We start from the raw sequence: 25,207 nt of genomic DNA, 5'->3' as shown, positions 1-25,207 counted from the left end.
GTTCGGCAACCACAGCCTTGCATCAAATTAGTTGGATAGGCAGTCTATAACTTGAGACTTATAAATTTGAGTTTGCCTACTACTCTATGAAAACTCTTCGCTCAGGGCTTTGCATACCTGTTGAAGCGCTGATATCACTTGATTTCCATAGAGTTTCCAAATTCAAACTCACCTTCTCTAATTAAACTTTTAGTGTGATACTCTTTGATAAAGACTTTAGTAAAGCCCGAAATTGAATCGGTAGCGCATATCCTAAATCGTAAAAACGATCGCTTATCATCTTTCCAGATCTCTTCAATGTTTTCATAAGTAACAAACCTAAATGCGTATTCAGCATTTTCGTCATTTGGGTCAAATTTTTCTAAATACATTATTTCACTTCTTCTAAGAGGAATTTCCTTAGATTTTAATAGTATTCCACCTGGTACTGTTATGGGTGTAACTAAATGGAGCTGAGCTTTAATGTTTATTATCGGACGGCGAGTTTTGTTTATTACCTTTATTCTGTAAATAGTATCTCCCGTTGTTAAGGATTTACCTTTTGCAATTTGATTAGATATTTCTATTTCGGGTCTAACTCTGGTCAAGAATAACAGGAATAGAAGAGAAGCTATAACACTGGATATCACTCCAATGATAATCGACAATAATAGATACTCAACCATTTTTCTTGCACCCCCAACATATATTCGGCGGATTTCGGTACTAATTTTTACCATATATTTTTTGGGAAATTCTCTCAGCGGCGGTATCAAGATAAACATCTCCAGTAGGTATAGAATGCCATAAAACTCTCTAACCATCTCTGAACAGAACTAAAAGAGCTTTCTAAATGGAAATCTATTCCAGAATCTCTTCGTCCTTTCCTTGAACCTTGAAAAGAATCCTTCTACGGCATTTCTCTTACCAAAGGTCTCATGTCTGATTCAAGTTCTAACCTCTTCAAAGCCCATAAATACCAGAATCCCCTGTCTACAACAATTTCTGGCTTGTTTCACAGTACTTCAGTACTTCTTTCAAGAAAAAGGCTTCGAAGCTTCCTCTGCTCTTAGAAGCCCATATAGCTAAGCATTCCCTATTATCAACGTCTATAGCAGCCCATACGAAAATATGTTTCTTTTCCAGCTTTTATTTTTGTTTCATCTATTGTATCAACCTTCTTCTCTTCTTTTTTGGTTGTTTTAAGACTTTCTCGAGTCTATGGTAGTAAATTCTATACAGATTTATTGGCTTGTTTTTTTAGCGTAATATTGCGACATCCAAAAACAATGTGAATTGTCTTGTGAATTACCAAAAATCAAACTCAAAAACTTATAGGACAAACATAGCATAGAAGAATTTTTATCCCCTAGTAACAGGTTTTTGCTATGGACAGGTTTACGGCAATGGCTATAGCATTCATTGCAGCAATCGTCGCTGTTGCTGGAGTCATAGCATACTACCTCGGCGTAGTTTTCCTTGTAAGGCTCGTTCTCGGCCTCGGATATGCTGCGTTTGCCGTTTTGCTGGCAATAGTTTTCGGGATTCTCGTGTATGCGAGGTCGAAGTATGCAATCCTTGCCTTAATTGGCCTGATTCCTGCAGCCTATGCAGCGTATCAGTGCTATGTGTGGAGTCAGCCACTCCACGTGGGCTATGTAACGGCCGGTTACATTTTAGCAGCAATTTTCAGTATCTGGTGGCTCGCAGAGCCGGATATGAGCATAACGGAAAGGCTGAGGAGCGCTCAGTCTCTTGAGAAAGCCGGAAAGTTCAGAAGTGCTGCAAGAAAATATGAAAAGAAGAACAATTACGAGAAAGCTGCGGAGTGCTACATAAAAGCAGGCATGCTCGAAAGTGCTGCCTGGTGCTATGAGAAGGCGGAAAGGTACGAAAAAGCTGCTGAACTCTACGAAAAGCTTGCGAGGCAGAAGGACGAGGGTTACTACTGGAAGGAAGCCTACGAGTTCTGGAAGAAGGCTGGAAAGAAAGACAGAGCTGCAGAGTGCCTCGAGATGTATGCAAAGGACGAGCCGTGGTACTGGGAAGACGTTGCGAAGCTGTGGGAGGAAGCGGGAGATGCACAGAAAGCGAAGGCAGCGTGGCAGAAAGCCCTTGAGTACTACATAAAGGAGGCCGAGGAAGAAGGCGTCTTCTGGGAGGACGTTGCTAAGATCTACGAAAAGCTTGGCGAGGAGGAGAAGGCGAAAGCTGCATGGCAGAAATACGCAGAGTACTGCGAAAGAGAAGCGGAGAAGGATGCAGCATGGTGGAAGCATGTGGCCGAAGCTTACGAGAAGCTTGGCGATGAGGAGAAGGTTAAGGAAGCGAGGAAGAAGTACGAAGAGTACAGAAGTAAAAGAGGGTGAGGGGCAATAGGTATGGAGACGATAACAACTGCCGAAATGGCTGCAATCGATGTAAACTGCGAATATCACGGTCTTTCAAGATTGCAACTTATGGAAAACGCCGGAAAAGCCATAGCAGAGGAGATTGAAAAGAGATTCAAAGCTGGACGTATAGCAATCTTCGCCGGTCTGGGGAATAATGGAGGAGATGCGTTCGTTGCGGCAAGACACCTCAAAAACTTCGATGTCGAAGTTTTCCTGCTTGGAAAAGCGTCGGAGATTAAGACGGATATTGCAATGAGGAACTTTGAAGTAATGCGAAAGGCTGGCGTTGCGGTTAAGGAGATAAGAGACTCTACCTATGTCGAAGCCAGTGATTACGACGTCATAATTGATGCAATGCTCGGAACGGGGGTTAGAGGAAGACTCAGGCAGCCCTACGCGAAGGCAGTTGAAGCTATTAACTCGAGCAATGCCTATGTCGTTGCAGTTGATGTCCCCACCGGTTTAAACCCTGATACGGGTGAATACGATCTTGCTGTTAAAGCTGACCTCACCGTAACGTTTCACAAAGCGAAACCCGGACTACTTAATGCGAAGGAACTCGTAGGAGAGCTCGTCGTAAAAAGTATAGGAATACCACCTCTATTTGAAATGCTTGCGGGCCCCGGGGACGTTAGAATGGTTTACAGGAGGCAGAGAGAAGGACACAAAGGCACTCACGGCAGAGTCCTTGTTGTAGGTGGCGGGCCTTACACCGGAGCGCCCGCCCTCGCAGCTCTCGCAGCCTACGCTGCAGGGGCGGACATAGTGACTCTTGCAGTACCCAAAAGCGTTTACAAAATTGTTGCATCATTTTCTCCGGATTTAATTGTCAGAAAGCTCGAAGCTGACGAAATCAGTCTGAAGAACGTTGAGGACATTCAGAAGCTTGCAGCGAAGCACCACGTCGTTGTAATGGGCATGGGCGCTGAAGGAGAAATCAAAGAAGTTGCGGAGGAGGTTCTAAAGCTCAACGAGGTTAAAAAAGCAGTTCTCGACGCGGGAGCAATACTACCAGAGGTTCCTGAAGGTGTCGAGTGCATCCTCACACCCCATCGTGGGGAGTTCAGAAGGGTTTTCGGCTTCGACGCTTCAAGCTGGGAGGACGTGAAAAAAGCGGCAAGGAAAGCAAAGGCAGTTGTACTGCTCAAAGCCCCCGAAGATGTAATCTCTGATGGGGTGAAGGTGAGGATAAACAGGAGTGGCAATGCTGGCATGACTGTTGGCGGAACCGGGGATGTTCTTGCCGGCATCGCTGGGGCGTTCCTCGTCCACGGCAATGCTCTGTGGGCGGCAAGCGCAGCAGCTCTCGTTAATGGATTGGCTGGCGACGTATGCTTTGAGAAGTATGGTTATAACTACAGAGCCATGCATGTCATGGACGAAATACCAGGCGTTATTAAGGAAATGCTTGAATTCGCTTGAGTAGTGTGTGTGCAAGTACAGGAAAACTTATAAGTCTGTTTTTTCATGAGTATAATGATGAAGTTACCGTCCGTCCACCTGCTAGCTCTCGCGCTGATCGTACTCTGCGCTTCACTCAGTCCGGTTGAGGCTGCAACAATTCACGGTGTTATTTATAACTGGGAAAATCTGGAGCCATTACCTAAGGCGGTCGTGATAGTTAATACGACCCCCGAACAGCGACTCGTGACGAAGGACGGAACGTATTCTTTCAATCTTTCTCCTGGGAACTACGTTATAAAAGCCTTTTACTACCGCGACGGCAAGCTCGAGCTATATGCGGAGGAGAACGTTACGATTACGGACGATGGGGATTACATCCACGACATAATTCTGTTTCCGCCCCTCGAGTTCAGCGTTGAGGAGCCGGAAGTGGAGTTTCCTGCGGTAGAGACTTCCGACCATTCTTCAATGGATATGGTTATTGCAGGCATCGCTGCCGCTGCCGGAACTGCCGGAGTCGTCGCTGCAATATGGTTGCTGAAACGGAGTAGAAGGAGAAAAGAAATAGAGATTGAAACGGCAGGCGGGCAGGGCGAGGCGGTGCTGGAGGAAGTCGTGAGGCTTGGCGAGGCCGATGCAGAGATGACAGGAATAGAGAGGGCTGTAGATGAAGTGAAGGGAGTGAAAACAGAAATCAAAGAGGAGTTACCCGACGACTTGGTTGAGGTAATCGAAGTACTCAGGAAGGAGGGTGGGAGGTTAACACAGAAGGAGCTGAGGAAAAGGCTTGGATATTCCGAAGCGAAGATGAGTTTGATTGTTGCAGATCTCGAGAGAAGAGGAATTATTGAAAAGGTCAAAAAAGGGAGAGGGAATATTATTTTTCTTAGGGAATTGTAGTTAAGCTTATGTACCTGCATAACTAACTGTAAAATGTATGGCAAAGGCTCCCTATGTCAGGGAGTACAAGCAGAGTAAGGCGAGGGGGAAGGACTACACCGTCAGGTGCGATGGATGTGGGAGGAACGTCCCCCGTTTCAAGACTTTTGTCAGCTACAGGGGTCTTAGACTTGATTACGACATCGTCAGAATGGTTGGAAAAAAGAATGTTCATGTTTCAAACATTAAAGCATACTACTGCCCCAAGTGCGCTCGTAACCTTGGCATAGTTAAGATAGGAAAGCTGGGCAGAAGGGGCGCCTGAGTCTGAAAGTTCTGCATACTTTATTTTTTCTTTCAGCATGCAGCATGCTCATGTACAGGCCATCAACCAAAACCTTTTATTCTTTCATGCACCCCCTCTGCGGGGGATGGAAAGATGGACATAGACATGAGAGTGGGTGAGGCTCTTATCGGCGAGGGTTATGAGGTTGCTCACGTGGACTTGCTTATCGGGGACAAAAGGGGCCCTGTAGGTACGGCTTTTGCAAACGCCCTCTCACAGCTTTCTGCTGGCCACACACCACTGCTTGCTGTAGTCAGGCCGAACCTGATTACAAAACCGCCCGCAGTCATCGTGCCCAAAGTGACGGTCAGGGATCTGGAGCAGGCGGAGTTAATCTTTGGCCCGGCTCAGGCAGCGGTTGCGAAGGCCATAGCCGATGCTGTAGAGGAGGGTGTAATCCCGAAGGAAGCGGCGGAAGACCTCGTTGTAATAGTCAGCGTCTTCATACACCCTAAGGCGAAGAACAAACACAAAATATACTACTACAACTACGGTGCTACGAAGCTTGCTTTGAGAAGGGCGATGAGAGGATTTCCGGATGTGGATAAGGTGCTCTACGAGAAGGATAGAAGTGCTCATCCGTTCGTTGGCAGGAAGCTGACAAAGCTCTGGGATCCGCCATACTTGCAGATAGCTCTTGATCTGACAAGTCTGGAGGAGGTCATTAGAGTCCTGCAGCAGATTCCGGAGAGCGATCACATAATCTATGAGGTTGGCACTCCACTCGCGAAGCGTTACGGGGCTGAAGTTATACTCAAGCTGAGAGAAGTGAAACCCAATGCATTCTTCGTCCTCGACCTGAAGACCCTTGACACCGGCAACCTCGAAGCGAGGATGGCTGCCGACGCTACCGCGAACGCTGTAGTTATTTCAGGTCTCGCACCTGTTCAGACGATAGTCAAGGCAATCAAGGAGGCGGAGAAGACGGGCATCTACAGCGTTGTTGACATGCTCAATGTGGAAGAGCCGGTTAAGAGGCTTGAGAAGATCAGTGAGGCAGGGGTTATGCCAAACGTAGTTGAGCTGCACAGGGCTATAGATGTCGAAGGCATAGCTCCTCCGCCGTGGACGTACGCTAAGGAAGTCAAGGAGAAGTTCAATGTCCTCGTCGGTGTTGCTGGTGGCCTCAGACCAGAAAACATGGGGGAGGCAATTGCAGCCGGAGCTGACATCCTCGTTGTGGGAAGAGCAATAACGAGAGCAAGGGACATCGAGGGAGCGGCAAGAAGGTTTCTCGTCGCTATGAAGCCTGATACGGACCAATTCCGCATTATGACTGATTTCTAAATTTTATTTAAATTTTGGTGATTTTTATTTTTGCTTTCAGTGGTCTGTAGCTTCTTTCACGGAGATAATCCTAATTGGGGACTCGAAAAGATTAAATTTCCCACGAAAAAAAGAAAAATCATGGGCGTTGTAATAATCAATTTTAAGGCCTATAGAGAGGGCTCGGGAAAGCAGGCCCTCGAGCTTGCGAAGATAGCTGAAAACGTTGCCAGCAGGGTTGACGATTATATAGCAATTGCTCCTCCGACTATTGACCTCGCAGAGATCATAAACGCCGTCTCAATTGACGTTTACGCTCAGCACGTTGACGCTGTGGATTTTGGAAGCCACACGGGCAGGATAACGGCTGAAATGGTGAAGGAAAAAGGAGCTAAGGGGAGCCTGATAAATCATAGCGAGCGCAGGCTCAGGCTTGCAGATATAGACTTCCTCGTTTCGAAGTTTAAGGAGCTCGGCCTCGTCTCCATTGTTTGCACGAACAATGTCGCCACGACGGCTGCTGCTGCAGCCTTGAACCCGGATTACGTTGCCGTCGAGCCACCAGAGCTCATTGGTTCAGGCATACCCGTTTCGAAGGCAGAGCCGGAAACCGTTGAGAACTCGGTGAAGGCTGCCAAGGACGTCAACCCCAACGTCAAAGTGCTGTGTGGTGCTGGTATAGGCAGGCACGAGGACTATGTAACAGCCCTCGATTTAGGGGCTGACGGCGTTCTGCTTGCAAGCGGGATTGTAAAGGCGAAGGATCCCAAGGCCGCCCTTGAAGAGCTCGTTGGACTCAGATAAAAGATGCCATACCGGTGGTGGGATTGACGTTCTTCGACAGAAAGGCGAGGCTCCTCCTGATGCTCGGAATGCTCAACGATGTCTATGCGGACACAGCATCGACAGTCGTGAACCTCAGGGATTTTATGTCCTCTCATCCCGAAATGAGGGAAGAGATTGAGGAGTTTGGGTTGAACGATCTTCTGAGCAGTGCGACAGAATTCGAAAAACGCGTCCTTGAAGTCATGGAGAAGCTGAAGGCGGAACTTTACAGGACTTGATAAGGAGGAAGTATTTTTCCCTTCTTTCCGATGAATCGATGACATCGACAACTTCCAGGCCGTACTCCTCAAACTCTGGGTTCTTCCCCTCTTTCATAACAAAGAGAACCCTCCCACCATCCTTCAGGAGTGGTAGAAATCTACTCAGCGCTTTGAGCGATGCAGAGGGCTCGAGGGTCAGATCGTCGAGTATCACGTCGAGAGGTTCGAGCATAGATGTGTCGAAGGTGAAGGCATCGCCAATAAACACTCTGACGTTTTTCCTATCTGACTCTATTTTCCTTAGTTCTTCCTCGAATTCTCTGCTGAACTCTATTCCATAAACCTTCTTTGCCCTCTCGCTTGCGTACAGCAGGAAACCTCCAGCACTGCTGCCCAAATCGAGAACGATATCGTTTTTGTCGATAATTTTCCACCGTGCATCTATTTCAGCGAGCTTCCAGTATCCCCTCGGCCTCTCTTCGCATCTGACCTCTATTTCAGCGTCTCCGCTTACTCTGGCGGAAGGCTTCGTAACTCTTACGCCATTTACGAAAACGAATCCTCTCTTTATGGCCTCTTTTGCCTTCTGTCTCGTGGTGAAAAAGCCTTTTGAGACGAGGAATTGGTCGAGCCTCATGAACACTTTCGCATTGCTCTCAAGCCGTATAAAGCATTTGGGCAATAGTTGTTTTAGCTGTCGTAACGGCCACACTTAGGAATGCGTTCAGGAGGACATTGACATGCACGACTGGCAGAACAGACTCAGCAAACTCAAGTCCATTCTTGCCATGGAAAGGAACAGAGTAATTGAGAGTATCAGGAGAAGAGGGACCTTCAGGGGCGAGTTTCTTGCATGTAAAAGCAACATCGGAGTTATCAGGACCAGAAAAGTTCTGCCTCTCGGTACGCTCCTTGGAGTGGCTGAGGGTGATGATATCTCGGAACTCGGATACGTTATTGCTTCCGGGAGGTACACGCTCCTTAAGCTCATTTCAAAGCCGGATGAAAAGGAACTGAACCTTGTAGAGCTTGAAAGCCTGATTTCCTACGATTTGCAGATTCAGGCTATAGAAATGGCCATAGAAAACAGCAGCCTGCCGGAAGTTACATCGAAGTCTGTGGATGGAAAAGTAGAGGGTCTGGACGAGTGGCAGAGTTCGGCGGTTCTGACCTCTCTCGAGCTCGAAGACAACGAAGTTTTGCTCGTTGTAGGCCCTCCGGGGACGGGAAAAACCACGTTCATCTCGAAAGCAGCAAAACTCGCCTCCTCTTCTGGGAGTCGGGTTCTAATCACTTCCCACACGAACAGAGCTGTTGATAACGTCATAGAGAGACAAGAAAAGGCTGTGAGAGTAGGAAATCCATCCAAGCTCTCGCCAGCCGTTTTGAAATTCTCCCTTGAGAGGATGGCTTCAAAGGCCGTGGAGGATGAAGAAAATGCGAGCGACGCTGAAGAACTTGCTGAACTCACTGCAAGGAAAGCAAGAAAGATCGAAAGGGAGATGCTCAGGATTGTGAATGACGCTGTTATCGTTGGAGCCACGCTCATAAAGTGTGCTCTCTTCCCCATGGCAGATCAGGACTTCGACATCGTTTTCATAGATGAGGCGAGTCAGGCTCTTATTTCTGCTGCACTCCTCGGGATGGAAAGAGGAAGGAAATACGTCCTCGTTGGTGACCCTTACCAGCTTCCCCCTGTCCTTTCTACGGATGCATCTGCTTACAGTGCGTTTAACTTCTTCCACGATTGGGCGAGAAGGGCTATATGGCTTAGAAACCACTACAGAAGCAACAGCGAGATAATAGGTTTCGTCGCTAAACACGTCTACGGGCACAGGATCAGACCTCATGAAAGCTGCAAGAACGTGAAGCTCGAAATAATACCTGAGGGAAAGTTTGCTGAAATTATCGATCCTGGCAGACCGATAGTTTTCGTCTCTGCTTGCGGAAGAGAAGAGGGAAAGGGCTCGAAGCTTAACGAGGTAGAGGCGAGGGTAGTAGTGGAGATATGTAGGGAACTCGTTTCAAACGGAGTAAATGTAGAGGACATAGGGATTATAACACCGTACGTTAGGCAGAGAAAGTTGATCTCTGAAATGATAAATAGAATCGGGCTGAATACTGTTGAGGTTAACACCGTTGATGCGTTTCAGGGAAGAGAGAAGGATGTCATCATATTTAGCACTACAGCCGTTAAAGACTTGCGCTTTGCTTCTGACTTCAGAAGATTTAACGTCGCTCTTACAAGGGCGAGGAAGAAGTTCATAGTCATTGGCAACGAAAAAGCTTTCAGGGTTTCTTCAAACAGAGCTACACTACTCTACAGTCTGTATATGCATGCGAGGAGCAGGGGGAGCTATTTCAAACTGATGTGAAAGCATTTCTATTTTTGAATATTATCCTCAAAAATATGTTCGGATTTATATCATTCTTATCTTTGCTAATTATTGCTTTTAGGTGTACCTAATTCGTAATTATTATATAATGCCTTCGAACCGCCCTCATTATGAGATGGGCTATAATCCTGACAACGGTTTTGTTTGCCGCCCTCTTGCTGGGCTGCGCAGCGGAAAAGGGTGCAATAGAGCCACTGGAGACTCCTGAGGAGAAGGCGTCCAACATTCATGCGAACCCGATTACTGAGTGGAATGATGAACAAACGATGCCCGACATCGATCCAACAGCTTTCGTCCACCCGTATGCAACTGTAATTGGTGATGTCCATATCGGCAAGTACGTCTGCATCTCACCTCACGCATCCGTGAGAGGAGATGAAGGAATGCCGATATACGTTGGTGATTATTCAAACATACAGGATTGCGTAGTTATCCATGCTCTTGAAACGAGGGATGCTGAAGGTAACCCGATAGAGAAAAACCTCGTCGTTGGAGATGATGGCAAGAAGTATGCTGTTTACATAGCGGATCATGTTTCTCTTGCACACCAGAGCCAGGTGCACGGACCAGCGTACGTTGGTTCCGGCACGTTCATTGGCATGCAAGCGCTCGTATTCAAGGCTAAGGTGGGCAAGAACTGTGTCATCGAGCCTGGAGCCAAGGTCATCGGCGTGACCATTCCAGATGGAAGGTATGTGCCCGCCGGCATGGCTGTCACAAACCAGAGCGTTGCAGACAACCTGCCTGAAATCACTGAGGACTATCCATTCAAGCACACCAACGAAGCAGTAGTGCACGTTAACATCGAGCTTGCCAAGGGCTACAACGCAATGTTTGGCGGCGAATCCACAGAAGGCACAGAAGGTGAAGGAGGACACTAAAACAGGTTGAAAAATTAATTAAAATTTTTATTTTTATCCCAATTTTTCCGTCACGAGTTCCGCAACTTTTCTACCGCTCAGCAGCATTCCACCGAAGATTGGCCCCATTCGTGGCAAACCGTACACAGCAGCGACGCTCATACCCGTTACAAAGAGTCCGGGATAAACCTCCGAAGTGTGTTCAACTATAGCCTTCTCAGCTTTCTCGGCCCACATGTATTTCTCTCCTGCAAGATTCAGCTTTTCCGTCTTTCTGGCGACGATGTGGCAGACCGATGCGTCATGGCCCGTAGCATCAACAACAGCCTTGCAAGCAACAGTCATGGGGTCGATGTGAAGGCCGGACATCTCAACAGCCGTCCAGTTTATCACGAGGCCGGTAATCCTATCCTCCTTTATCATCACGTCTTCAACGTTTATCAGGTTGAAGATAGCTGCCCCAGCTTTAACTGCGCTGTATATTAGGCCGGATGCAAGCTCTATCGCATCGACGACGTAGTGCGTATCGTCGTACTTTTCATATCCAATGCCAACATCGTTTAGAACTTCGAGAGCGTTATTCTGAACGACCACCTTGTTGAACATCATTCCGCCGCCCCAGATTCCACCGCCAAGACTGAGCTTCTTTTCGAACAGTGAGACCTTGAAACCCCTCTTTGCGAGATAGTATGCCGAAACGAGGCCAGAAGGGCCACCACCAACGATACATACGTCGCATTCAAGATTTTCGAGGAATTTTTCCATGTATTTCTCAGCTATCGCTCTTGTTATCGTCGTTTCCTCAATCATGCTCCCGCGTAGGTGAGGCGGTAAAAAAGTTTAACTCTTAATCCATTCCACCTTTGCGGAAAGGTTTTTCAGGACGTCGAAGTAGCCGGGGAAGGAGACTGAAACGACCTCTGCGTTTTTGACGGTGACTCCTTCTTCTGCAACGAGACCGAGGAGTGAGAAAGCGAGGGCCATTCTGTGGTCTCCGAACGAGTCAACTGTGCCACCTCTAATGCTTCCGCCCTTGATGACGAGCCCGTCTCTCCTCTTTTCAACTTCAATGCCGAGGCTCCTCAGGTTCTTGTAACAGCCATCAATTCTGTCTATTTCCTTTATTCTGAGATGTTCTGCGTTGTAAATCGTTGTCTTACCCCTCGCAACAGCAGCAAGAACGGCAATGGTCGGAACGAGATCCGGAATGTCTGAAGCATCAACTTCAATACCTTCAAGCTCCGACTGCTTGGCCGTAATCACGCCATTTTCCTTGTCCCATCTGACGTTTCCACCCATCTGCTTTGCTATGTCAACTATACGCTTATCGCCCTGTCTTGAATCTGACATATTGAGCACTTCGACTCTTCCGGCCAGCAAACCAGCAGCGATGAGGTAGCTTGCCGACGAGAAGTCTGCAGGAACACTGAAAGTCTTTAGCGAGTAAGACTGTTCTCCGGGGATGTAGAAGTTCTTGCCATCTGCTTTTACTTCAATACCGCTTTCCTCGAGGACGTGGAGGGTGATATCTATATATGGTCTCGATTTAACCTCCTCGACTTTGATTTCGGAATCATACTTTGCGAGGGGGAGAGAGAAAAGGAGTGACGAAATGAACTGGGAGCTCTCCGCTCTGATGGACACTTCTCCGCCTGTTACAATTCCACAAACCTTGAGTGGAGCTTTGAAATCGTAATCTCCCCATATTTTTGCACCGAGTTTGTTTAAAGTCAGGGCAAGGCTTCTGTTCGGTCTCTTTCTGAGCGACGAATCGCCGTCGATGACACAGATGCGCTTAGAATGGGACAGGATGCCGAGGAAGAGTCTCAGTGTTGTACCGGAGTTCTCGACGTTGATATAACCCGAAGATTCTACGTCCTCGACTCCTCTGAAAGCTATCAGATCCTTCCACCTCGTAACTTCTGCTCCTATAAACCTGCAGGCCTTCAGCGTTGCGAGGGTATCATCGGAGAAAAGAGGATTCTCCACTAGGGCGGATGGTGAAAGCGAAGCAGCGATAAAGGCTCTATGGGTATAACTCTTCGATGGGGGTGGCGTAGCCTTTCCATCAACTTCGCTTCTGAGTATTCTTACATCCATGCTCTCACCTGAACCAGATAATTCCCGGTTTGCTCGGTGGGAGGGGTTCTGGAGGCTCCGGAGGTTTCGGAGAGGGCTTGAAGCAGATTTCGTAGGTTGCGCCGCACTTCGTGCACTCTGCCCTCATGTCGGAAGTAATTTTGAACGTATCGTTCCCGCATTTTTTGCACGTGAGGTACATTGACACAGTTTCGCAAAGGTGTAATTTATTGCTTTCGCTGCTGGCCACGCTCGGCTCTAAGGCTGCGGAGCAGCTTCATTACGCCCTCGAACGTGTACTCTTCGGGCATCAGAGGAGTAATGTCGTATTCTTTCAGGGCTCTTGCTGTGGGCGGACCTATGGCTATCACGTGCATTTTGCTGAGCCCCCCTATCACGTCTTTAAGCATGCCTGCTTTATCTGCAAGCTTCATAAAGCTGTGCACCATCATTCTGCTCGAGAAAATGGCAGCATCGAGTTCTCCCCTCGCAACTTTCTCAAGAACTTCAAGCTGCTCTTTGCCGTGCTCTTCCTCGATTCTGTACAGAACTATCTCCTCCACCTCAGCGTAGTTCTTCAGGTTCAGCAAGACCGGGTCACCCTTGTCACTTCTGAGTATGGCTACCTTCTTTCCTCTCAGCTTTTCGGCGAACTCTTCCACAATACTCTTTGAATCAAACTTAGAAGGCATTTCGGAATTTACACCAGCGTTGCTCAGAACTGATGCTGTTTTTTTGCCTATTGCAATCACCCTCTTCCCCTGCAGAGGTATGTTTTTTGCTGCGATTTTTGCAGCAGTCTGACTTGTTATAATCGCAACTTCGAACTCTGCTTTCTTCAGCTTCTCGACACCCTCCTCACTGACCACCGTTTTGAGAAATGGAGCCGCTACTACCTCAAAACCCTCCTTTTGCAGAACCTTTGCCGTTTCTTCAATATGCTCTTTTGGTCTGAATACTGCAACCCTCAAGCTTACACCAACCTTTTTATTTTGTGGATTCTCTTTTGCCATATGTTCCGCAGAGGATTAAGACTTTTGGCCCGGAATCCTGTCATACTGCTTTTTCCTCTGGCCAGCATTATCGTATTCTATCTCTTCATGGTGGCTGCCGTGTTTACTGCCATACCTGCTGAAGAGCTTAAAAAAGTTGCAGAAAGCGGTGATGTAGAGAGGATGAGCGAAAAAATAAGAGATCTTATGACGGCGGATTTAACAAAAACTCTGCTTGTTTTTCTCCTATTTGGAACCGTAGCATTTGTAGCCGTTGAATTTTTTAACGCCGCTCTCATTGGCAGTGCTCGGGAACTTGCTGTCAGGGGAAGCTTCACGATCCCTTCTGCCATAGACTATGGCCTCCTGCATACAATGAGGCTAATTGCCGTCGATACGCTGTGCAGCCTCGCGTTACTTGCCGTTGCGATGCCCTTCTCGGCGCTGTCTTACGTTACTCAGAATGAGAATGTTTACACTGTTCTCCTCTTAGTCCTCGTTCTCTCAATGCCCTTCGTTGTAATGCCGAGGTACGTCCTCATTGCAGACAACTGTGGTGTTTTTGAAGCAATAGCGAGGGGTTTCAGCTTTGCAATCAGGAACTACTTTAAGGTCTTTGCGGCAATGTTTATGAGCGCCATCGTAGCTCTTCTGTCTATTATCCCCTTCCTTGCACCGCTTTTCGAACCCCTCGCTGTTTCGCTGCTGAGCGTGTGGCTAATGCTTCTTTACTTGGGGAAGCAAGATGATATCTCGGCTGGAACTTTCGCACCTCTCACCGCTGAATAATGCACAGCCTCGAAAAGATAGAAATGACTAAGCTATAAATATAGCCCCTACAACCGGGATGTGGGTGTCAGGAAATGGAGGAGAATGTGGAGAATAAGTGCATGCTCAAGGCGGGTGTAAGGGCCATAGCAAACGAACTTATTATAAGAAACGAGGATAAGCTTGGAGACGAAGCAGACAGCCTTAGAGCAATTAAGGATCCGGATGAGGCACTTGAAAAGGTTATTGAAAAGCTTGCCGGAGATAACGCCTTCTCAATGCTTAAAGACTTCGCTCTCCTTGGTGAAGCTGATTACGAACTTCTTAAAGATACTTTTTCTGAGAAGTACCCGGTTGACGTTGTAGACAGGCTTATTGAAGCTGGACTTTTGGAGAGGCGGGGTGATATCGTCAGATTTACCATCAAAGCCCTGCGCGACGAGATTGGCGAAGGCGATCACAGCCTCGCAGCAAAGTACTGGAAGAAGAGGATGGATAAGTTCGGCAGGAGGAGCGGTGACGTTTACGAGTTCATCGAGCACGCAATCAAGGCAGGAATGCTTGAAGATGCCGTTGAAGAATTTCTCCAGCAGAAACAGCCGTCTGCCAAGCTGATAGAGCTTGGAGAGACGCTCGTCGAGAAACTCAAGGATGCTAAGCTCGAAGGAGAGAAGGTTGAGGGAGAGAAGAAAGCCTACGTCCTGAGAAACCTCGCAAACCTGTGCTTTGACGCTGGCAGGAAGGATGAAGCGGAGAAGTACTACCGCATGGCAATAGACGAGTACATCGAACTGTCGAAGAAGGATGAATCGAAGATGTCAGACCTCGCAAAGCTCTTCAACAACCTTGGAAACCTCTACCACTTCATGAGGCGTTACGATGAAGCAGAGGAGCACTACGACTGGGCAGTTAAGATAATGAAAGAACTCGGGATGAGGAACGAGCTTGCAATCGTTCTCGACAACCTCGGACTGCTCTGCTTCAACCTCAACAAGCTTGACAAGGCAAAGGAAGCGCTGGAGGAGGCTCTGATCATAAGGAAAGAAATGGTAGAAAAAGACCCCTCCACGGTTCCTGAGCTTGCAAAAACCCTCAACAACCTTGGCGTTCTTTACAAGAGGCTTAACAAACTTGAAGACGTGGAGAAATGTTACATCAACGTCCTCGGAATACTGCGAAAACTCGCTGCTGAGAGTTCAGAATTCGTTCCTCAGCTTGCTGCAGCACTGAACAACCTTGCATCACTGTATCTCGAGGAGAACAGGGATGAGGAGGCTGAGAATCTCGTCGCTGAAGCAATGAGGTATGAGGCTTTCCTTCCACCGGACATAAGAATGAAATGTTACATTAATGTGGCAAAGGTTCTTGAGAAAAGGGGCGACGATGCCGCTGGCGAATACTACTTCAGGGCAGCCTGTCTCGCATTCAACCTCTACAGGCAGTACGGTTACAACTCTCCAAATTTCGTGTTACTGTTCGAAAAAGCCGAGAAACTCTCCAATGGAGAGATGAAAGGAGATGCAGCCATAATGAAGAACGTGATAATGAAGTACTACTACAAGGTTGACACCACTCTGCCAGAAGGCCTGATGTACAGCAGGAGGGGTGAACTCGTCCTCAAGGCCACGAGAGGCGAGGCAATGGAGTTTGAGGTTAAGAGCGAGGAAGACACCACTGCCTATCTGATTGCAAGGGATGTGCTGGCCAAGGTAAGGAAATGAAGAAAAATCCACGCGAAAGATATATTAATACCTTTTTACACTTTTTTATAAAAGGCGGGAAGGGGATTTGAGTAAATGGCGGGAAGGGAGTTCGAACTACCTGGAAGTTTTGACCAACCTTTTGACAGGGATATCCTGCTTGAGAGGCTGGAAAGAAAGCTTGCTGAAAAGGAGAAAGAGCTGGAGGAGATGAAAAGAATGGTTATCAACGACGATAAGATTGCGGAGATAAAGAGTGAAATTTTGAGCGAATTGAGAAGCGAGTTCAGGAAGGTTACGGAACTTGAAGCAAAGGTGGTTGAGCTGTCCAAGACTGTGGAGAGCCTCATGAGTGAGGTTCTCTACCTTAAGGCGGAACTCAGGAAAGAATACTCCATCGACAGGATAGAGAGAAGAGAGAGGCCAGAAGAGGAAACTACGGACACTGAGGAAGAGAGCGAGGACGAGGGAGAGATTATCGTATGCGATTAATGTCATGCACATTAAGAAAATTGTAATAAAAAACTTCAAATCATTCGGTAAGAAAGTCGAGATTCCATTTTACAGGGGATTTACGGTTATCAGTGGACCAAATGGTAGCGGCAAGTCCAACATAGTCGATTCGATTCTCTTCTGTCTGGGGCTCTCAACCTCTACGAAAGCTCTGAGGGCTGAAAGACTAACTGATCTGGTTTTCAACAGCAACGGAAAGCGGAGCGGAGAGGCAGAAGTCTCGATAATCTTCGACAACAGCGATTCGAAGCTACCTTTCGAAGGTGACGTGACGATAACGAGGCGAATAAGGCTGACTGACAGGGGCCATTACAGCTACTACTACATAAACGGGAAGTCCTGCAGCCTTTCAGAAATCCAGCGCCTGCTTTCCGACGCAGGAATACACGGCGATGCGTACAACGTGATAATGCAGGGAGACGTCACCCGAATAACCGAAATGACTCCTTTACAGCGGAGGAAGATAATAGACGACATCGCAGGCATATCTGAGTTCGACGAGAAAAAGGAGAAGGCTATCGAGGAGCTTGAAATAGTCAGGGAAAACATAGAGAGGATAAATGCTGTTCTCGTCGAGGTCAACTCGAGGCTTGAGCAGCTTGAAAAAGACAGAGAAGAGGCGTTGCGCTATAGAGCACTCGTTGAGGAAAAGGATCACTGCAACAGAATCATTCTGACCCATCGCTATCGAGGCTTGCAGGCAAAGAAAAAGAGGCTTGAGAACGAGATAGAGAGACTCGAAGCTGAGAAGGACAGACTAACGGAAAAGATAGTCGAAGTAAATGCAGGAATTCAAACTCTCAACAGCAAAGCACAGGAGATTACGGCCAAGATATCGGAAATAAGCGGGCCTGCATATGCAAGAATTCAGGAGAGGGTCGTGGAGATAAATTCCGAAATAGAGGCTGTGAGAAAGTCAGAGGAGCTTTACAGAAAGGAGATAGCGAGACTTCAGGATGAGAAGACGCAGATTGCTTTATCGATTTCAAAGCTCAGGGAGGAGCTCGAAGGCTGTGAGGAGGAACTTGAGAGACTTGCCGTGGAGAGAATAAGCCTTCAGAGCGTCGTTGATGAAACTGCCGCAAGGCTCGAGCTCGTCAAGATGAGGCTGGAGGAGGTCGATGCAAAATACAGGCAGATGAGGGATGAACTGCTCGCGAGGAAGGAAGAGCTTGAAAAACTGAAGGAAGAAAGAAGCGAGCTTGTGAGGACGAGAGACAGGCTAATGGATTCGATCAGGAGAGTGGAAATAGATATCTCGGAGTTAGAGAAGCAAAAAGAGAGAGCGAAGAGCACGATTGAAGAACTCGAAAGAAAAATTGAAGACAGGAAGAATGAGCTCGAAAGGCTCGAGCTTGAAGCGGGAAGACAGATCAAGCTGAGGAACGAGATAGATTCCAGCCTTTTCTCGTTGAGGAACGAGCTGTCGAAGGTTGAGGAGGACATCAAAGCGAGAGAAGTTGAGCTGGCAAAGGTTAGAGCTGAGCTTGCAGCCCTTGAATCTGGATTTTCGAGGGCTGTCGAGCTGGTACTCGAGGCCAAGGAAAGAAAAGCCCTTCCAGGGGTTTACGGCACGGTAGCACAGCTCTGCCAGGTTGACGAGGCGTATGCCTTAGCCCTCGAGACGGCTGCGGGCAACGCTTTGCAGTACATAGTGGTCGAGAATGAAGACGATGCTGTCAGAGCCATAAACTACCTCAAGCAGATAAGAGGCGGAAGGGCCACATTCCTCCCGCTTAACAGAATGAGGAAGAACTTCGGGAAGATCAACCTCGACAGGAAGGTTCTTTCTGAGAAAGGTGTTGTGGATTATGCTGTTAACCTGATAAATTGCGATAACAAGTTTAGACCGGTTTTCAACTTCGTATTTCGCGATACTCTCGTCGTTGATACAATAGAAACTGCAAGAAGGCTGATGGACGACAGGAGAATTGTAACGCTCGACGGCGATCTCGTTGAAAGAAGCGGCGCAATGAGCGGTGGAAGTGCAGAAAGAAGGCGTGGAATGCTCCTGTCTAAAGAGCTCCTTGAGAAGGAAAGAATGCTGATGGAAGAAGTTACTGTTCTGAACAGCAAAAAGGCTGAGATAATAAGAAGGCTGAGAGTCGAGGAAGACAGACGAAGAGAGGCCCAGAAAGCTGTGGACGAGATAAATAGCAGGATCAGCGCCATCAGGAGTGAAATAGATGTATTATCTCAGAGAATAAACGAGGAGAAGGAGAAGATAGCGGACATCGACGTTCGAATTTCTGAAAGGGATGCGGAGCGGAGAAAGGCATTCGAAGAGCTTTCAGGGCTCGATGCTGAAATAGAAAAGATAAGCAGGCGGATTGCAGAGATAGGCAGCGAGGTTGAAAAAATAGAAAAGCGACTCAAGGGCAGCGAAATTCCAAAGCTGAGCAAGGAGTACGAAGAGCTGAAAGAAGAGCTATCGAGGCACAGAGAATCCCTTATGTCTGTTGAAAAAAGGATAGAGGCAGCAGATTACAGAAGAGAGCAGATAAAGAGGGCAATTGATGAAAAGAATGCAGCTATTCAGAGAATCGACGAGGAAGTTTCATCGCTGAAAGCGAAGATTGAGGATGGGAGGAACAGAATTGAGGAACTAAAGAGAGAGCTTGAAAAGCTGAGAAGTGAGGAAGAGAGGGTTGGCAGGGAGGTTAGAGAGCTGAGAAAGAAGAGAGACGAGCTTCTTGAGCGGATAAAGAGCCTCGAAAAAGAAAAAGCTGCATGCGAGTTCGGCATCACGGCAGCAGATGAAAAAATAAAAGCGAGAAAAGAAGCACTTTCAGGCGTGGAATCTGAAATTGCGGCCATAGACGTAAGCCTTCTCGTTGAAGGCGAAATTCCTTCTCTCGATGAGATTACTGCCAGAATTGAGGAAATAGACAGAGAGCTTGCGAGTTTTGGCGAGGTAAACCTCAAAGCGATACAGGAGTATGAAGAAGTGAGAGCGAGGCGCGACGAGCTGCTGGAAAGAAAGCTCAGACTCGAGAAGGAAAGGCAGGAGATTCTGGACAGAATTGCAAGGTATGAGCAGATGAAGAGAGATGCTTTCTACGAGGCTTTCAACGCGATAAACAGGAACTTCGCCGAAGTCATAGCCAAGCTGACCGATGGTGAGGGCGAACTCTATCTGGACAACGACGACCCCTTCAACAGCGGATTGAATATAAAGGTGAGGCCATACGGAAAGCCTGTTCAGCGCATAGAATCCATGAGCGGTGGTGAAAAGAGCCTCGTAGCTCTCGCCCTGATCTTCGCGATACAGATGTACAAACCTGCTCCGTTCTATGCATTCGACGAGGTGGACATGTTCCTTGATGGTGTTAATGTGAGCAGGGTTGCAAAGCTCATAAAGGAGCGTTCAAGGGATGCACAGTTTATAGTCGTATCTCTGAGAAAGCCCATGCTTGAGATGGCAGACGCGATAGTAGGCGTAACAATGGGGAGGGATAACTCATCCACGGTGACTGGTATAAAGATGAAGGCTTAGACGCGGGAAATCCGGAGCAGGAAAGTTTCGGGATCAGGCTGGAAGACCCAGTTGGAATGCTCGTTGAAATGGCGAGGAGAGGTGAGATAGACCCGTGGAACATAGACGTTGTAGAAATAGCTGATCGCTTTCTCCAGGAGCTTGAGAGAGCTCAAAAGCTCGATTTGAGGATATCCGGCAGAGTTCTACTATATGCAGCAATTCTTGTAAGAATGAAGGCTGAAGTTCTTGCGGATGAAGTGCTCGGGGTTAAGGAAGAAGCGGAGGAAGAATTGATACCCGATGAGGTTGAGTTTGGAGAGTTCTTCGACGATTTCGATTCTACTTTCAGTGATTTTGATAGTCCTGCGTTTGACTACGATTTGGCAGAAATTGAAGAAAACGACGAGCTTATTTCCTTCCTTCTCACACCCCACAGGAAGGTGAGGAGGTTTACGACACTTAAAGACCTGATAGATGAGCTCAAGAGGGCAGAAGAAGTACATAAAAGGAGGAAAAAGAAAAAGAAGAGGGCGGAAAGGAGGGTCGATACAAGTGCGATCCTCGAAACCCCTCACGAGGAGAACATTGAGGAAACCATAGCAATGGTCGAGGAGGAGTTAATGCGGCTTTTCAGACGGAAGCAGATTCTTTACTTCTCTGAACTCGTCAGGGGGAAGGAAAAAGGAGATGTGCTCTCGTACTATCTCTCAGTCCTTCACCTCACCTTCAGAAAGAAACTCGAAATCGAGCAGCAGAGAATATACGAGGACGACATTGAAATCAGGCAGGCGAGGGGATGATGGATGAAGAGAGTAATCGAAGCGATTCTCTTCACGTCCCCCGACCCACTCTCACCTTCCCGGATAGCGAGGATAGCTGGAGCAGATGTTAAGGAGGTGGAGAATGCCCTTGCGGAGCTCGTTGAAGAATACGCAACGAAAGATTCGGCGATAGAGGTTATTGAGGTTGGTGGAAAGTATCTGATGCGCGTAAAGCCAGAGTACCACACGTACGTTGAGAGGTTTGCTGAAAAAGATATGGAAAAGGGTGTTTTGCGAACTCTTGCAGTCATAGCATTGAGGCAGCCAATAATGCTGTCGAAGCTTGCGAAGATAAGGGGAAACAAATGCTACGACCACGTGAAGAAACTTGAGGAAATGGGCCTGATAAAGGCTGAGAAGAGGGGAAGAACAAGGATTCTGAGAACCACTAAAAAGTTTGCTACCTACTTTGGCCTCAAAACTGGCAACCCCGAGGAGATAAGGGAATTTTTAAGAAAAGCAGCTAAGGAGGACTCAGCTCTCGAGAAGTACATAGAAGGGTAATAAGATAGAGAGCTGGGAGATGAACGTGAGATGAGGGAAGTGGTTGTCAGAGTCGTGGAAAAAATCGGGAGGAGCATCGTAACGGAGGAGGAAATCGAAAGAGTTTGCCGGAGAGTTTTGCTCGAGCTGAATCTCTGCCCCCACGAGATTGTGGAGGAAGTAAAGAGGGCTCTGCTCAGAGAGCCTGTTACACTTTCCACCTTCTACTCCGACAGATTTGAGGTGGGAAGCGCAACGTACTACTGCATCCACGGAGTAAAGCCGAAGCCGGAAGAACTCGATAAAGCCTACGAAGAGTTCGTAAAGTCGAGGAAGTTTCTTGACAGTCTTGAGTTAATGGAAAAGCTCGTAGATGAATTCTTTTATGATTATTCGGTTAGAGAAGGTGTTGTTAGGGAGTATGTTGGCAGGAGGAAGTACGGAGTATTTTTCTCTCTGATCGACGATGTTTTTGAAGATGTACGCGTTCATGCGAGGTTTGCATCGTCTTACAGCGGGGAATACGTCATCGTTGTACCAACTGAAGACTCTCCGATTCCATTCATAAAATTCTTCAGGAAGTACTCAGAACTGATAAATTCTGTGGGGCTTAAAATATGGGTGGTGGATGTAGAAAGGGAAGCTATAGACCCCTATATAGGCTACCCCCGTGATTTAAAACTGATTGGGAGGTTTCGTAATCCCAGGCTGGCGACTGAAGTTGCATCTCTCTGGAGGGTCAATGTAAAGGAAGCTGATTGGTATGGGTAGAATTGAATTAACGCCCGAAGAAGTTGAAAGGAAATATGGGAAGGGCCTCTCAAAAAGTTACCTTACAATTGTTGACGAAGAGCAGGGTGTTGTGGAGATATTTGAGAAGTGCAGGGCTAAGGGGTGTGCCGAGTGGAGCCTGATAAACAGGCTTCGCTCCAGCGAACTTATAAAACACGGGTGGATTGAGGGTAAGACGCTGATAATGCGCACTGAACTTGGCAAGGGCGAAGTTAGACTTTACGAGGGCACTCACGGTCTTGAAAAGGTTGAGGTGGGGGAGGATAAAGTCTACACAACGTGGTGCAGCAAGGGGCATTCGGAGATATTATGGTGTCTTCCACAGGCGAGGGGAGTAATAAAATCCATCTACCACCCGGACGAAGGAGGTGTAAGAAGAGTAACTGTCATCACTCCAAAATACACCAAGCTAATTGCTGGTGTTGATGACACGGGCGAGAAAACTGAAACGTGGGAGTGTACTTTAAAGGCCGCGTTCTCCCTTGCAAGTGACATGAAAGGCCTTCTCCTGCTTGCCCACCGCGTATTTCAAGCGAGTAAGGATGTCCCGTGGAAGACATCTCATAACTGCTCTTCGGTTATGGTTTTTGCGGTACCACCGTGGATAAGTACCAGCGATGTGATTAACGGATTTATTGAGAGGTTAAAGAAGTGTGTTTACTCTGAAAACGCGTGTGCAGTATTCTTCAGGGGAGTTTTGATACCAAAGATTCTCAAGAATTTCGGAGATGCTGTAAAAATGGGTGTGGTTGACGAACTTGAAGCATTGAAGCTTGCAAAGAAGCTTGGTCTTGTTGTTGCCGAGATTACCGGAACACGGGGTGTGATTGGAGCAATGGCAGGCATTGGATACGCTGATAGAGGTATAGAGTGCGCGGCCTACTCAAACGACATAGCCATCGAAAAGGTAAGGTTCAGGTGTGTTGAAAAAAAATGTGAGGAATGCTGAACTATTCGACCTCTATCCCTCTGAGCCAGGGCATCATTTTCCTCAGTTCTTTACCTACCTTTTCTATCGGATGGTTCTTCTCCATCTCGAGCAGCTTGTTGAAGACTGGCCTTGCAGCCTGATTTTCGAGTATCCACTCTCTCGCAAACTCGCCGGTCTGAATTTCTTTCAGGATTTTTCTCATTTCCTGCCTCACACTCTCGTTTATTATGCGCTTACCCCTCGTCATCCCACCGTACTTTGCCGTGTCGCTTACGCTGTACCACATTGCGTAGATACCACCCTCGTATATGAGGTCGACTATGAGCTTCAGTTCGTGCAGAGCTTCGAAGTAGGCAACTTCTGGCTGGTAGCCCGCTTCAACGAGCGTTTCGAATGTTGCCTTGATTAGCTCGGCAACACCGCCGCACAGATCAACCTGCTCTCCAAATAGGTCAGTTTCTGTCTCCTCCTTAAACGTTGTCTCTATTACGCCTGCTCTCGTGCATCCGATTCCCTTTGCATAAGCGAGTGCATAGTCAAGAGCCTTACCTGTGTAGTCGCTGTGAACGGCAACCAAAGCCGGAACACCCTTGCCTTCTTCATACATCCTCCTGACGAGGTGTCCCGGGCTCTTGGGAGCGACCATTGTAACATCCACGTAGCTCGGCGGGATAATCTGGTTGTAGTGGATGTTGAAGCCGTGGGCAAAGAGAAGCATGTCGCCCTCCTTCAGATTGTTTTTAATCTCTCTGTAAAAAACAGCAGGCTGAACGATGTCGGGAATGAGCATGGATATTACGTTGCTCTCACTCACGGCTTCATCCACTTCCTTAACAGTAAACCCATCTCTCTCTGCTCTATCCCAGCTTCTGCTTCCCTTATACAGCCCGATGACGACGTCTATTCCGGAATCCTTCAGGTTGAGGGCGTGCGCGTGTCCCTGACTGCCATATCCGATTATGGCGACTTTCTTGTCCTTTAGCAGCTTTAAATCGGCATCTTTATCGTAGTAAATTTTCGCCATACCTCTGCTTTTGCGATGGGAATTTAAATAGGTTTTTCTTCTTTTGGATCTGATAAGGACTGGTGGCTGAGATGGGGACACTCAGGGAAGAAATAATCCGGCTGCTTGCTGAACACAGGGAAGGGCTTACTGCAAAGGAGATATGCCAGCTTCTTGGCATTGAACCAGAGAGGGAGAAGGAGGTTTATTCGCACATCGAGGCAATTGCGAGAATCGTCAGGCGAAAGGGGATGCGATTGCTAATGCTCCCGCCCCGATGCAGGCAGTGCGGCTTTGAGTTTGAGAAACCAAAGGCAAGCAGATGTCCAAAATGCAAAAGCGAAAGAATAGAACCAGCAAGGTTTAAAATTGATTAAGGCTCGGCTTTCTCAGCCTTTGGTAGCATTTTGTTGATTTCTTCGAGCAGTTCGTCGTCGCTCTTACCAGCCGGGTCTATACCCAGATCCCTTGCAATCTTTTCGAGCTTTGAGCGCTTCTCGATTTCCGAGTACTTGCCTTCACGGAGGTTCTTCTCGAATTCCATGAGTTCTATCTCTGCCTCTCTCTGAGCTTTCTTGAACTCTCCCATGCTTCTCCCAAGACTCCTCGCAAGTTCCGGCAGCTTGCTGGCTCCAAACAGGAGAAACGCTATTATCAATATCGCCATAAGCTCATTCGGACCTACTGTGAACATTACTACCTCCTCCTTCCTGATCCTTTAAATCTTCCAACCTCCCAGTATTTAAACCTTCCACCTCAAGCTGGGAAGTCAGGTCTTTTTTCAGCACATCGAGCTTTTTTCTCGACAATTCCTCAAGATAGTCTTTGTTTGGTATTTCGTATCCGTACAGCAGCTCAAGTTCGAGTCTTCGTTTTGCATTTTTGTACTCCGCGTATATCTTACCGGCAGTTCTCGCTACCTCCGGCAGCTTATCCGGGCCGAGCAAAATTATTGCCAGCACGATGATTATACCGAGTTCTCCCCAGCCAAACATCCACTTTTGTTACATCAGCATGTTAATTAACGTTTTCCGTGGGATTTTGCTTGGACATTTTGAGATAGGTAATTGGAGGCAAC

The 25,207-nt window shown here is 47.5% G+C and carries 27 protein-coding genes and 1 pseudogene; 18 read left to right on the top strand and 10 right to left on the bottom strand.

Annotated features, from left to right (window positions below; genetic code table 11):
• Nucleotides 1-134: 134 nt before the first annotated feature.
• Together ARCVE_RS07060 and ARCVE_RS11840 are read right to left on the bottom strand one after the other, a co-directional pair.
• Nucleotides 135-755, bottom strand: coding sequence for a hypothetical protein (locus ARCVE_RS07060; protein ID WP_156786032.1), 621 nt, complete (start codon nt 753-755; stop codon nt 135-137).
• Nucleotides 752-1,215 (bottom strand): annotated as a pseudogene (locus tag ARCVE_RS11840) (DDE-type integrase/transposase/recombinase); the annotation flags it as partial. The pseudogene ARCVE_RS11840 and the gene ARCVE_RS07060, both read right to left, overlap by 4 nt.
• Nucleotides 1,216-1,367: 152 nt before the next feature.
• On the opposite strand from ARCVE_RS11840, the gene ARCVE_RS07055 reads away from it, so the two are divergent.
• The 7 genes from ARCVE_RS07055 (at nt 1,368) to ARCVE_RS07025 (ending at nt 7,331) form a co-directional block, all read left to right on the top strand.
• Nucleotides 1,368-2,348 carry a tetratricopeptide repeat protein gene (locus ARCVE_RS07055; RefSeq protein WP_013684080.1) on the top strand — a complete coding sequence of 327 codons (981 nt, stop codon included), beginning with the start codon at nt 1,368-1,370 and terminating at the stop codon, nt 2,346-2,348.
• 12 nt (nt 2,349-2,360) lie between these two features.
• Entirely contained in the window at nt 2,361-3,794 is a 1,434-nt protein-coding gene (locus ARCVE_RS07050) for a bifunctional ADP-dependent NAD(P)H-hydrate dehydratase/NAD(P)H-hydrate epimerase (protein ID WP_013684079.1), read from the top strand.
• A 54-nt stretch (nt 3,795-3,848) separates the two neighbouring features.
• Complete coding sequence (locus ARCVE_RS07045) at nt 3,849-4,676, top strand: helix-turn-helix transcriptional regulator (RefSeq protein WP_048085772.1); 828 nt, start codon at nt 3,849-3,851, stop codon at nt 4,674-4,676.
• 37 nt (nt 4,677-4,713) lie between these two features.
• Nucleotides 4,714-4,980, top strand: coding sequence for a hypothetical protein (locus ARCVE_RS07040; protein ID WP_013684077.1), 267 nt, complete (start codon nt 4,714-4,716; stop codon nt 4,978-4,980).
• A 114-nt stretch (nt 4,981-5,094) separates the two neighbouring features.
• Nucleotides 5,095-6,288, top strand: coding sequence for a bifunctional 5,6,7,8-tetrahydromethanopterin hydro-lyase/3-hexulose-6-phosphate synthase (locus ARCVE_RS07035; protein ID WP_013684076.1), 1,194 nt, complete (start codon nt 5,095-5,097; stop codon nt 6,286-6,288).
• A 120-nt stretch (nt 6,289-6,408) separates the two neighbouring features.
• Nucleotides 6,409-7,071 carry a triose-phosphate isomerase gene (gene tpiA / locus ARCVE_RS07030; RefSeq protein ID WP_048085767.1) on the top strand — a complete coding sequence of 221 codons (663 nt, stop codon included), beginning with the start codon at nt 6,409-6,411 and terminating at the stop codon, nt 7,069-7,071.
• Nucleotides 7,072-7,085: 14 nt separating this feature from the next.
• Nucleotides 7,086-7,331: a hypothetical protein gene (locus ARCVE_RS07025; protein WP_232215785.1), complete on the top strand. Its 246-nt coding sequence runs from the start codon at nt 7,086-7,088 to the stop codon at nt 7,329-7,331.
• Here the strand turns inward: ARCVE_RS07025 and ARCVE_RS07020 are convergent.
• Nucleotides 7,294-7,950, bottom strand: coding sequence for a S4 domain-containing protein (locus ARCVE_RS07020; RefSeq protein WP_013684073.1), 657 nt, complete (start codon nt 7,948-7,950; stop codon nt 7,294-7,296). The two genes, ARCVE_RS07025 and ARCVE_RS07020, sit on opposite strands and share 38 nt — an antisense overlap.
• A gap of 103 nt (nt 7,951-8,053) precedes the next feature.
• On the opposite strand from ARCVE_RS07020, the gene ARCVE_RS07015 reads away from it, so the two are divergent.
• The gene (locus tag ARCVE_RS07015) at nt 8,054-9,688 is read left to right on the top strand and encodes a DEAD/DEAH box helicase (RefSeq protein ID WP_013684072.1); all 1,635 of its coding nucleotides are present in this window, start codon (nt 8,054-8,056) and stop codon (nt 9,686-9,688) included.
• A gap of 131 nt (nt 9,689-9,819) precedes the next feature.
• Nucleotides 9,820-10,590 (top strand): gamma carbonic anhydrase family protein, encoded by a 771-nt coding sequence (locus ARCVE_RS07010; protein ID WP_013684071.1) that lies wholly within the window; start codon nt 9,820-9,822, stop codon nt 10,588-10,590.
• A gap of 33 nt (nt 10,591-10,623) precedes the next feature.
• Here the strand turns inward: ARCVE_RS07010 and ARCVE_RS07005 are convergent, their stop codons facing one another.
• From ARCVE_RS07005 to ARCVE_RS06995, 4 genes are read right to left on the bottom strand one after another with little or no spacing between them, the layout of a single operon-like run.
• Nucleotides 10,624-11,379 (bottom strand): sulfide-dependent adenosine diphosphate thiazole synthase, encoded by a 756-nt coding sequence (locus tag ARCVE_RS07005; RefSeq protein ID WP_013684070.1) that lies wholly within the window; start codon nt 11,377-11,379, stop codon nt 10,624-10,626.
• A 30-nt stretch (nt 11,380-11,409) separates the two neighbouring features.
• Nucleotides 11,410-12,669, bottom strand: a complete 1,260-nt coding sequence (aroA, locus tag ARCVE_RS07000) for a 3-phosphoshikimate 1-carboxyvinyltransferase (protein ID WP_013684069.1) — start codon at nt 12,667-12,669, stop codon at nt 11,410-11,412.
• Nucleotides 12,670-12,673: 4 nt separating this feature from the next.
• Nucleotides 12,674-12,850 (bottom strand): hypothetical protein, encoded by a 177-nt coding sequence (locus ARCVE_RS11345; RefSeq protein ID WP_013684068.1) that lies wholly within the window; start codon nt 12,848-12,850, stop codon nt 12,674-12,676.
• Nucleotides 12,851-12,875: 25 nt separating this feature from the next.
• Nucleotides 12,876-13,619, bottom strand: a complete 744-nt coding sequence (locus tag ARCVE_RS06995; protein ID WP_232215784.1) for a uroporphyrinogen-III synthase — start codon at nt 13,617-13,619, stop codon at nt 12,876-12,878.
• A gap of 42 nt (nt 13,620-13,661) precedes the next feature.
• On the opposite strand from ARCVE_RS06995, the gene ARCVE_RS06990 reads away from it, so the two are divergent.
• The 8 genes from ARCVE_RS06990 (at nt 13,662) to ARCVE_RS06955 (ending at nt 23,144) form a co-directional block, all read left to right on the top strand.
• Nucleotides 13,662-14,429 carry a hypothetical protein gene (locus ARCVE_RS06990; protein ID WP_013684066.1) on the top strand — a complete coding sequence of 256 codons (768 nt, stop codon included), beginning with the start codon at nt 13,662-13,664 and terminating at the stop codon, nt 14,427-14,429.
• Nucleotides 14,430-14,503: 74 nt separating this feature from the next.
• A complete protein-coding gene (locus ARCVE_RS06985) occupies nt 14,504-16,129 on the top strand; it encodes a tetratricopeptide repeat protein (RefSeq protein ID WP_013684065.1) in 1,626 nt (541 codons plus the stop codon).
• Nucleotides 16,130-16,204: 75 nt separating this feature from the next.
• The gene (locus ARCVE_RS06980) at nt 16,205-16,600 is read left to right on the top strand and encodes a hypothetical protein (protein ID WP_013684064.1); all 396 of its coding nucleotides are present in this window, start codon (nt 16,205-16,207) and stop codon (nt 16,598-16,600) included.
• Nucleotides 16,601-16,604: 4 nt separating this feature from the next.
• Nucleotides 16,605-20,117, top strand: coding sequence for a chromosome segregation protein SMC (gene smc, locus ARCVE_RS06975; protein ID WP_013684063.1), 3,513 nt, complete (start codon nt 16,605-16,607; stop codon nt 20,115-20,117).
• 56 nt (nt 20,118-20,173) lie between these two features.
• Nucleotides 20,174-20,899 carry a segregation/condensation protein A gene (locus tag ARCVE_RS06970; protein ID WP_013684062.1) on the top strand — a complete coding sequence of 242 codons (726 nt, stop codon included), beginning with the start codon at nt 20,174-20,176 and terminating at the stop codon, nt 20,897-20,899.
• Between the two features lie 3 nt (nt 20,900-20,902).
• Entirely contained in the window at nt 20,903-21,424 is a 522-nt protein-coding gene (scpB, locus tag ARCVE_RS06965; protein WP_013684061.1) for an SMC-Scp complex subunit ScpB, read from the top strand.
• 30 nt (nt 21,425-21,454) lie between these two features.
• Entirely contained in the window at nt 21,455-22,174 is a 720-nt protein-coding gene (locus ARCVE_RS06960; RefSeq protein ID WP_013684060.1) for a DUF6834 family protein, read from the top strand.
• Nucleotides 22,167-23,144, top strand: a complete 978-nt coding sequence (locus ARCVE_RS06955) for a hypothetical protein (RefSeq protein ID WP_013684059.1) — start codon at nt 22,167-22,169, stop codon at nt 23,142-23,144. The genes ARCVE_RS06960 and ARCVE_RS06955 overlap by 8 nt, the downstream gene beginning before the upstream one ends.
• Nucleotide 23,145: 1 nt before the next feature.
• Here the strand turns inward: ARCVE_RS06955 and ilvC are convergent, their stop codons facing one another.
• Entirely contained in the window at nt 23,146-24,150 is a 1,005-nt protein-coding gene (gene ilvC / locus ARCVE_RS06950; RefSeq protein ID WP_013684058.1) for a ketol-acid reductoisomerase, read from the bottom strand.
• A 71-nt stretch (nt 24,151-24,221) separates the two neighbouring features.
• On the opposite strand from ilvC, the gene ARCVE_RS06945 reads away from it, so the two are divergent.
• Nucleotides 24,222-24,506, top strand: coding sequence for a transcriptional regulator (locus ARCVE_RS06945; RefSeq protein ID WP_013684057.1), 285 nt, complete (start codon nt 24,222-24,224; stop codon nt 24,504-24,506).
• Here the strand turns inward: ARCVE_RS06945 and ARCVE_RS06940 are convergent.
• Together ARCVE_RS06940 and ARCVE_RS11100 are read right to left on the bottom strand one after the other, a co-directional pair.
• Nucleotides 24,503-24,823, bottom strand: coding sequence for a twin-arginine translocase TatA/TatE family subunit (locus ARCVE_RS06940; RefSeq protein ID WP_013684056.1), 321 nt, complete (start codon nt 24,821-24,823; stop codon nt 24,503-24,505). The genes ARCVE_RS06945 and ARCVE_RS06940 overlap by 4 nt on opposite strands.
• The gene (locus tag ARCVE_RS11100) at nt 24,801-25,124 is read right to left on the bottom strand and encodes a twin-arginine translocase TatA/TatE family subunit (protein ID WP_013684055.1); all 324 of its coding nucleotides are present in this window, start codon (nt 25,122-25,124) and stop codon (nt 24,801-24,803) included. The genes ARCVE_RS06940 and ARCVE_RS11100 overlap by 23 nt, the downstream gene beginning before the upstream one ends.
• Nucleotides 25,125-25,207 lie beyond the last annotated feature (83 nt).

Source organism: Archaeoglobus veneficus SNP6 (assembly GCF_000194625.1).
Classification (GTDB): Archaea; Halobacteriota; Archaeoglobi; order Archaeoglobales; family Archaeoglobaceae; genus Archaeoglobus_C; species Archaeoglobus_C veneficus.
The sequence above is the reverse complement of the archived record's forward strand: the minus strand, read 5'-3'. Positions and strand labels throughout refer to the sequence as shown.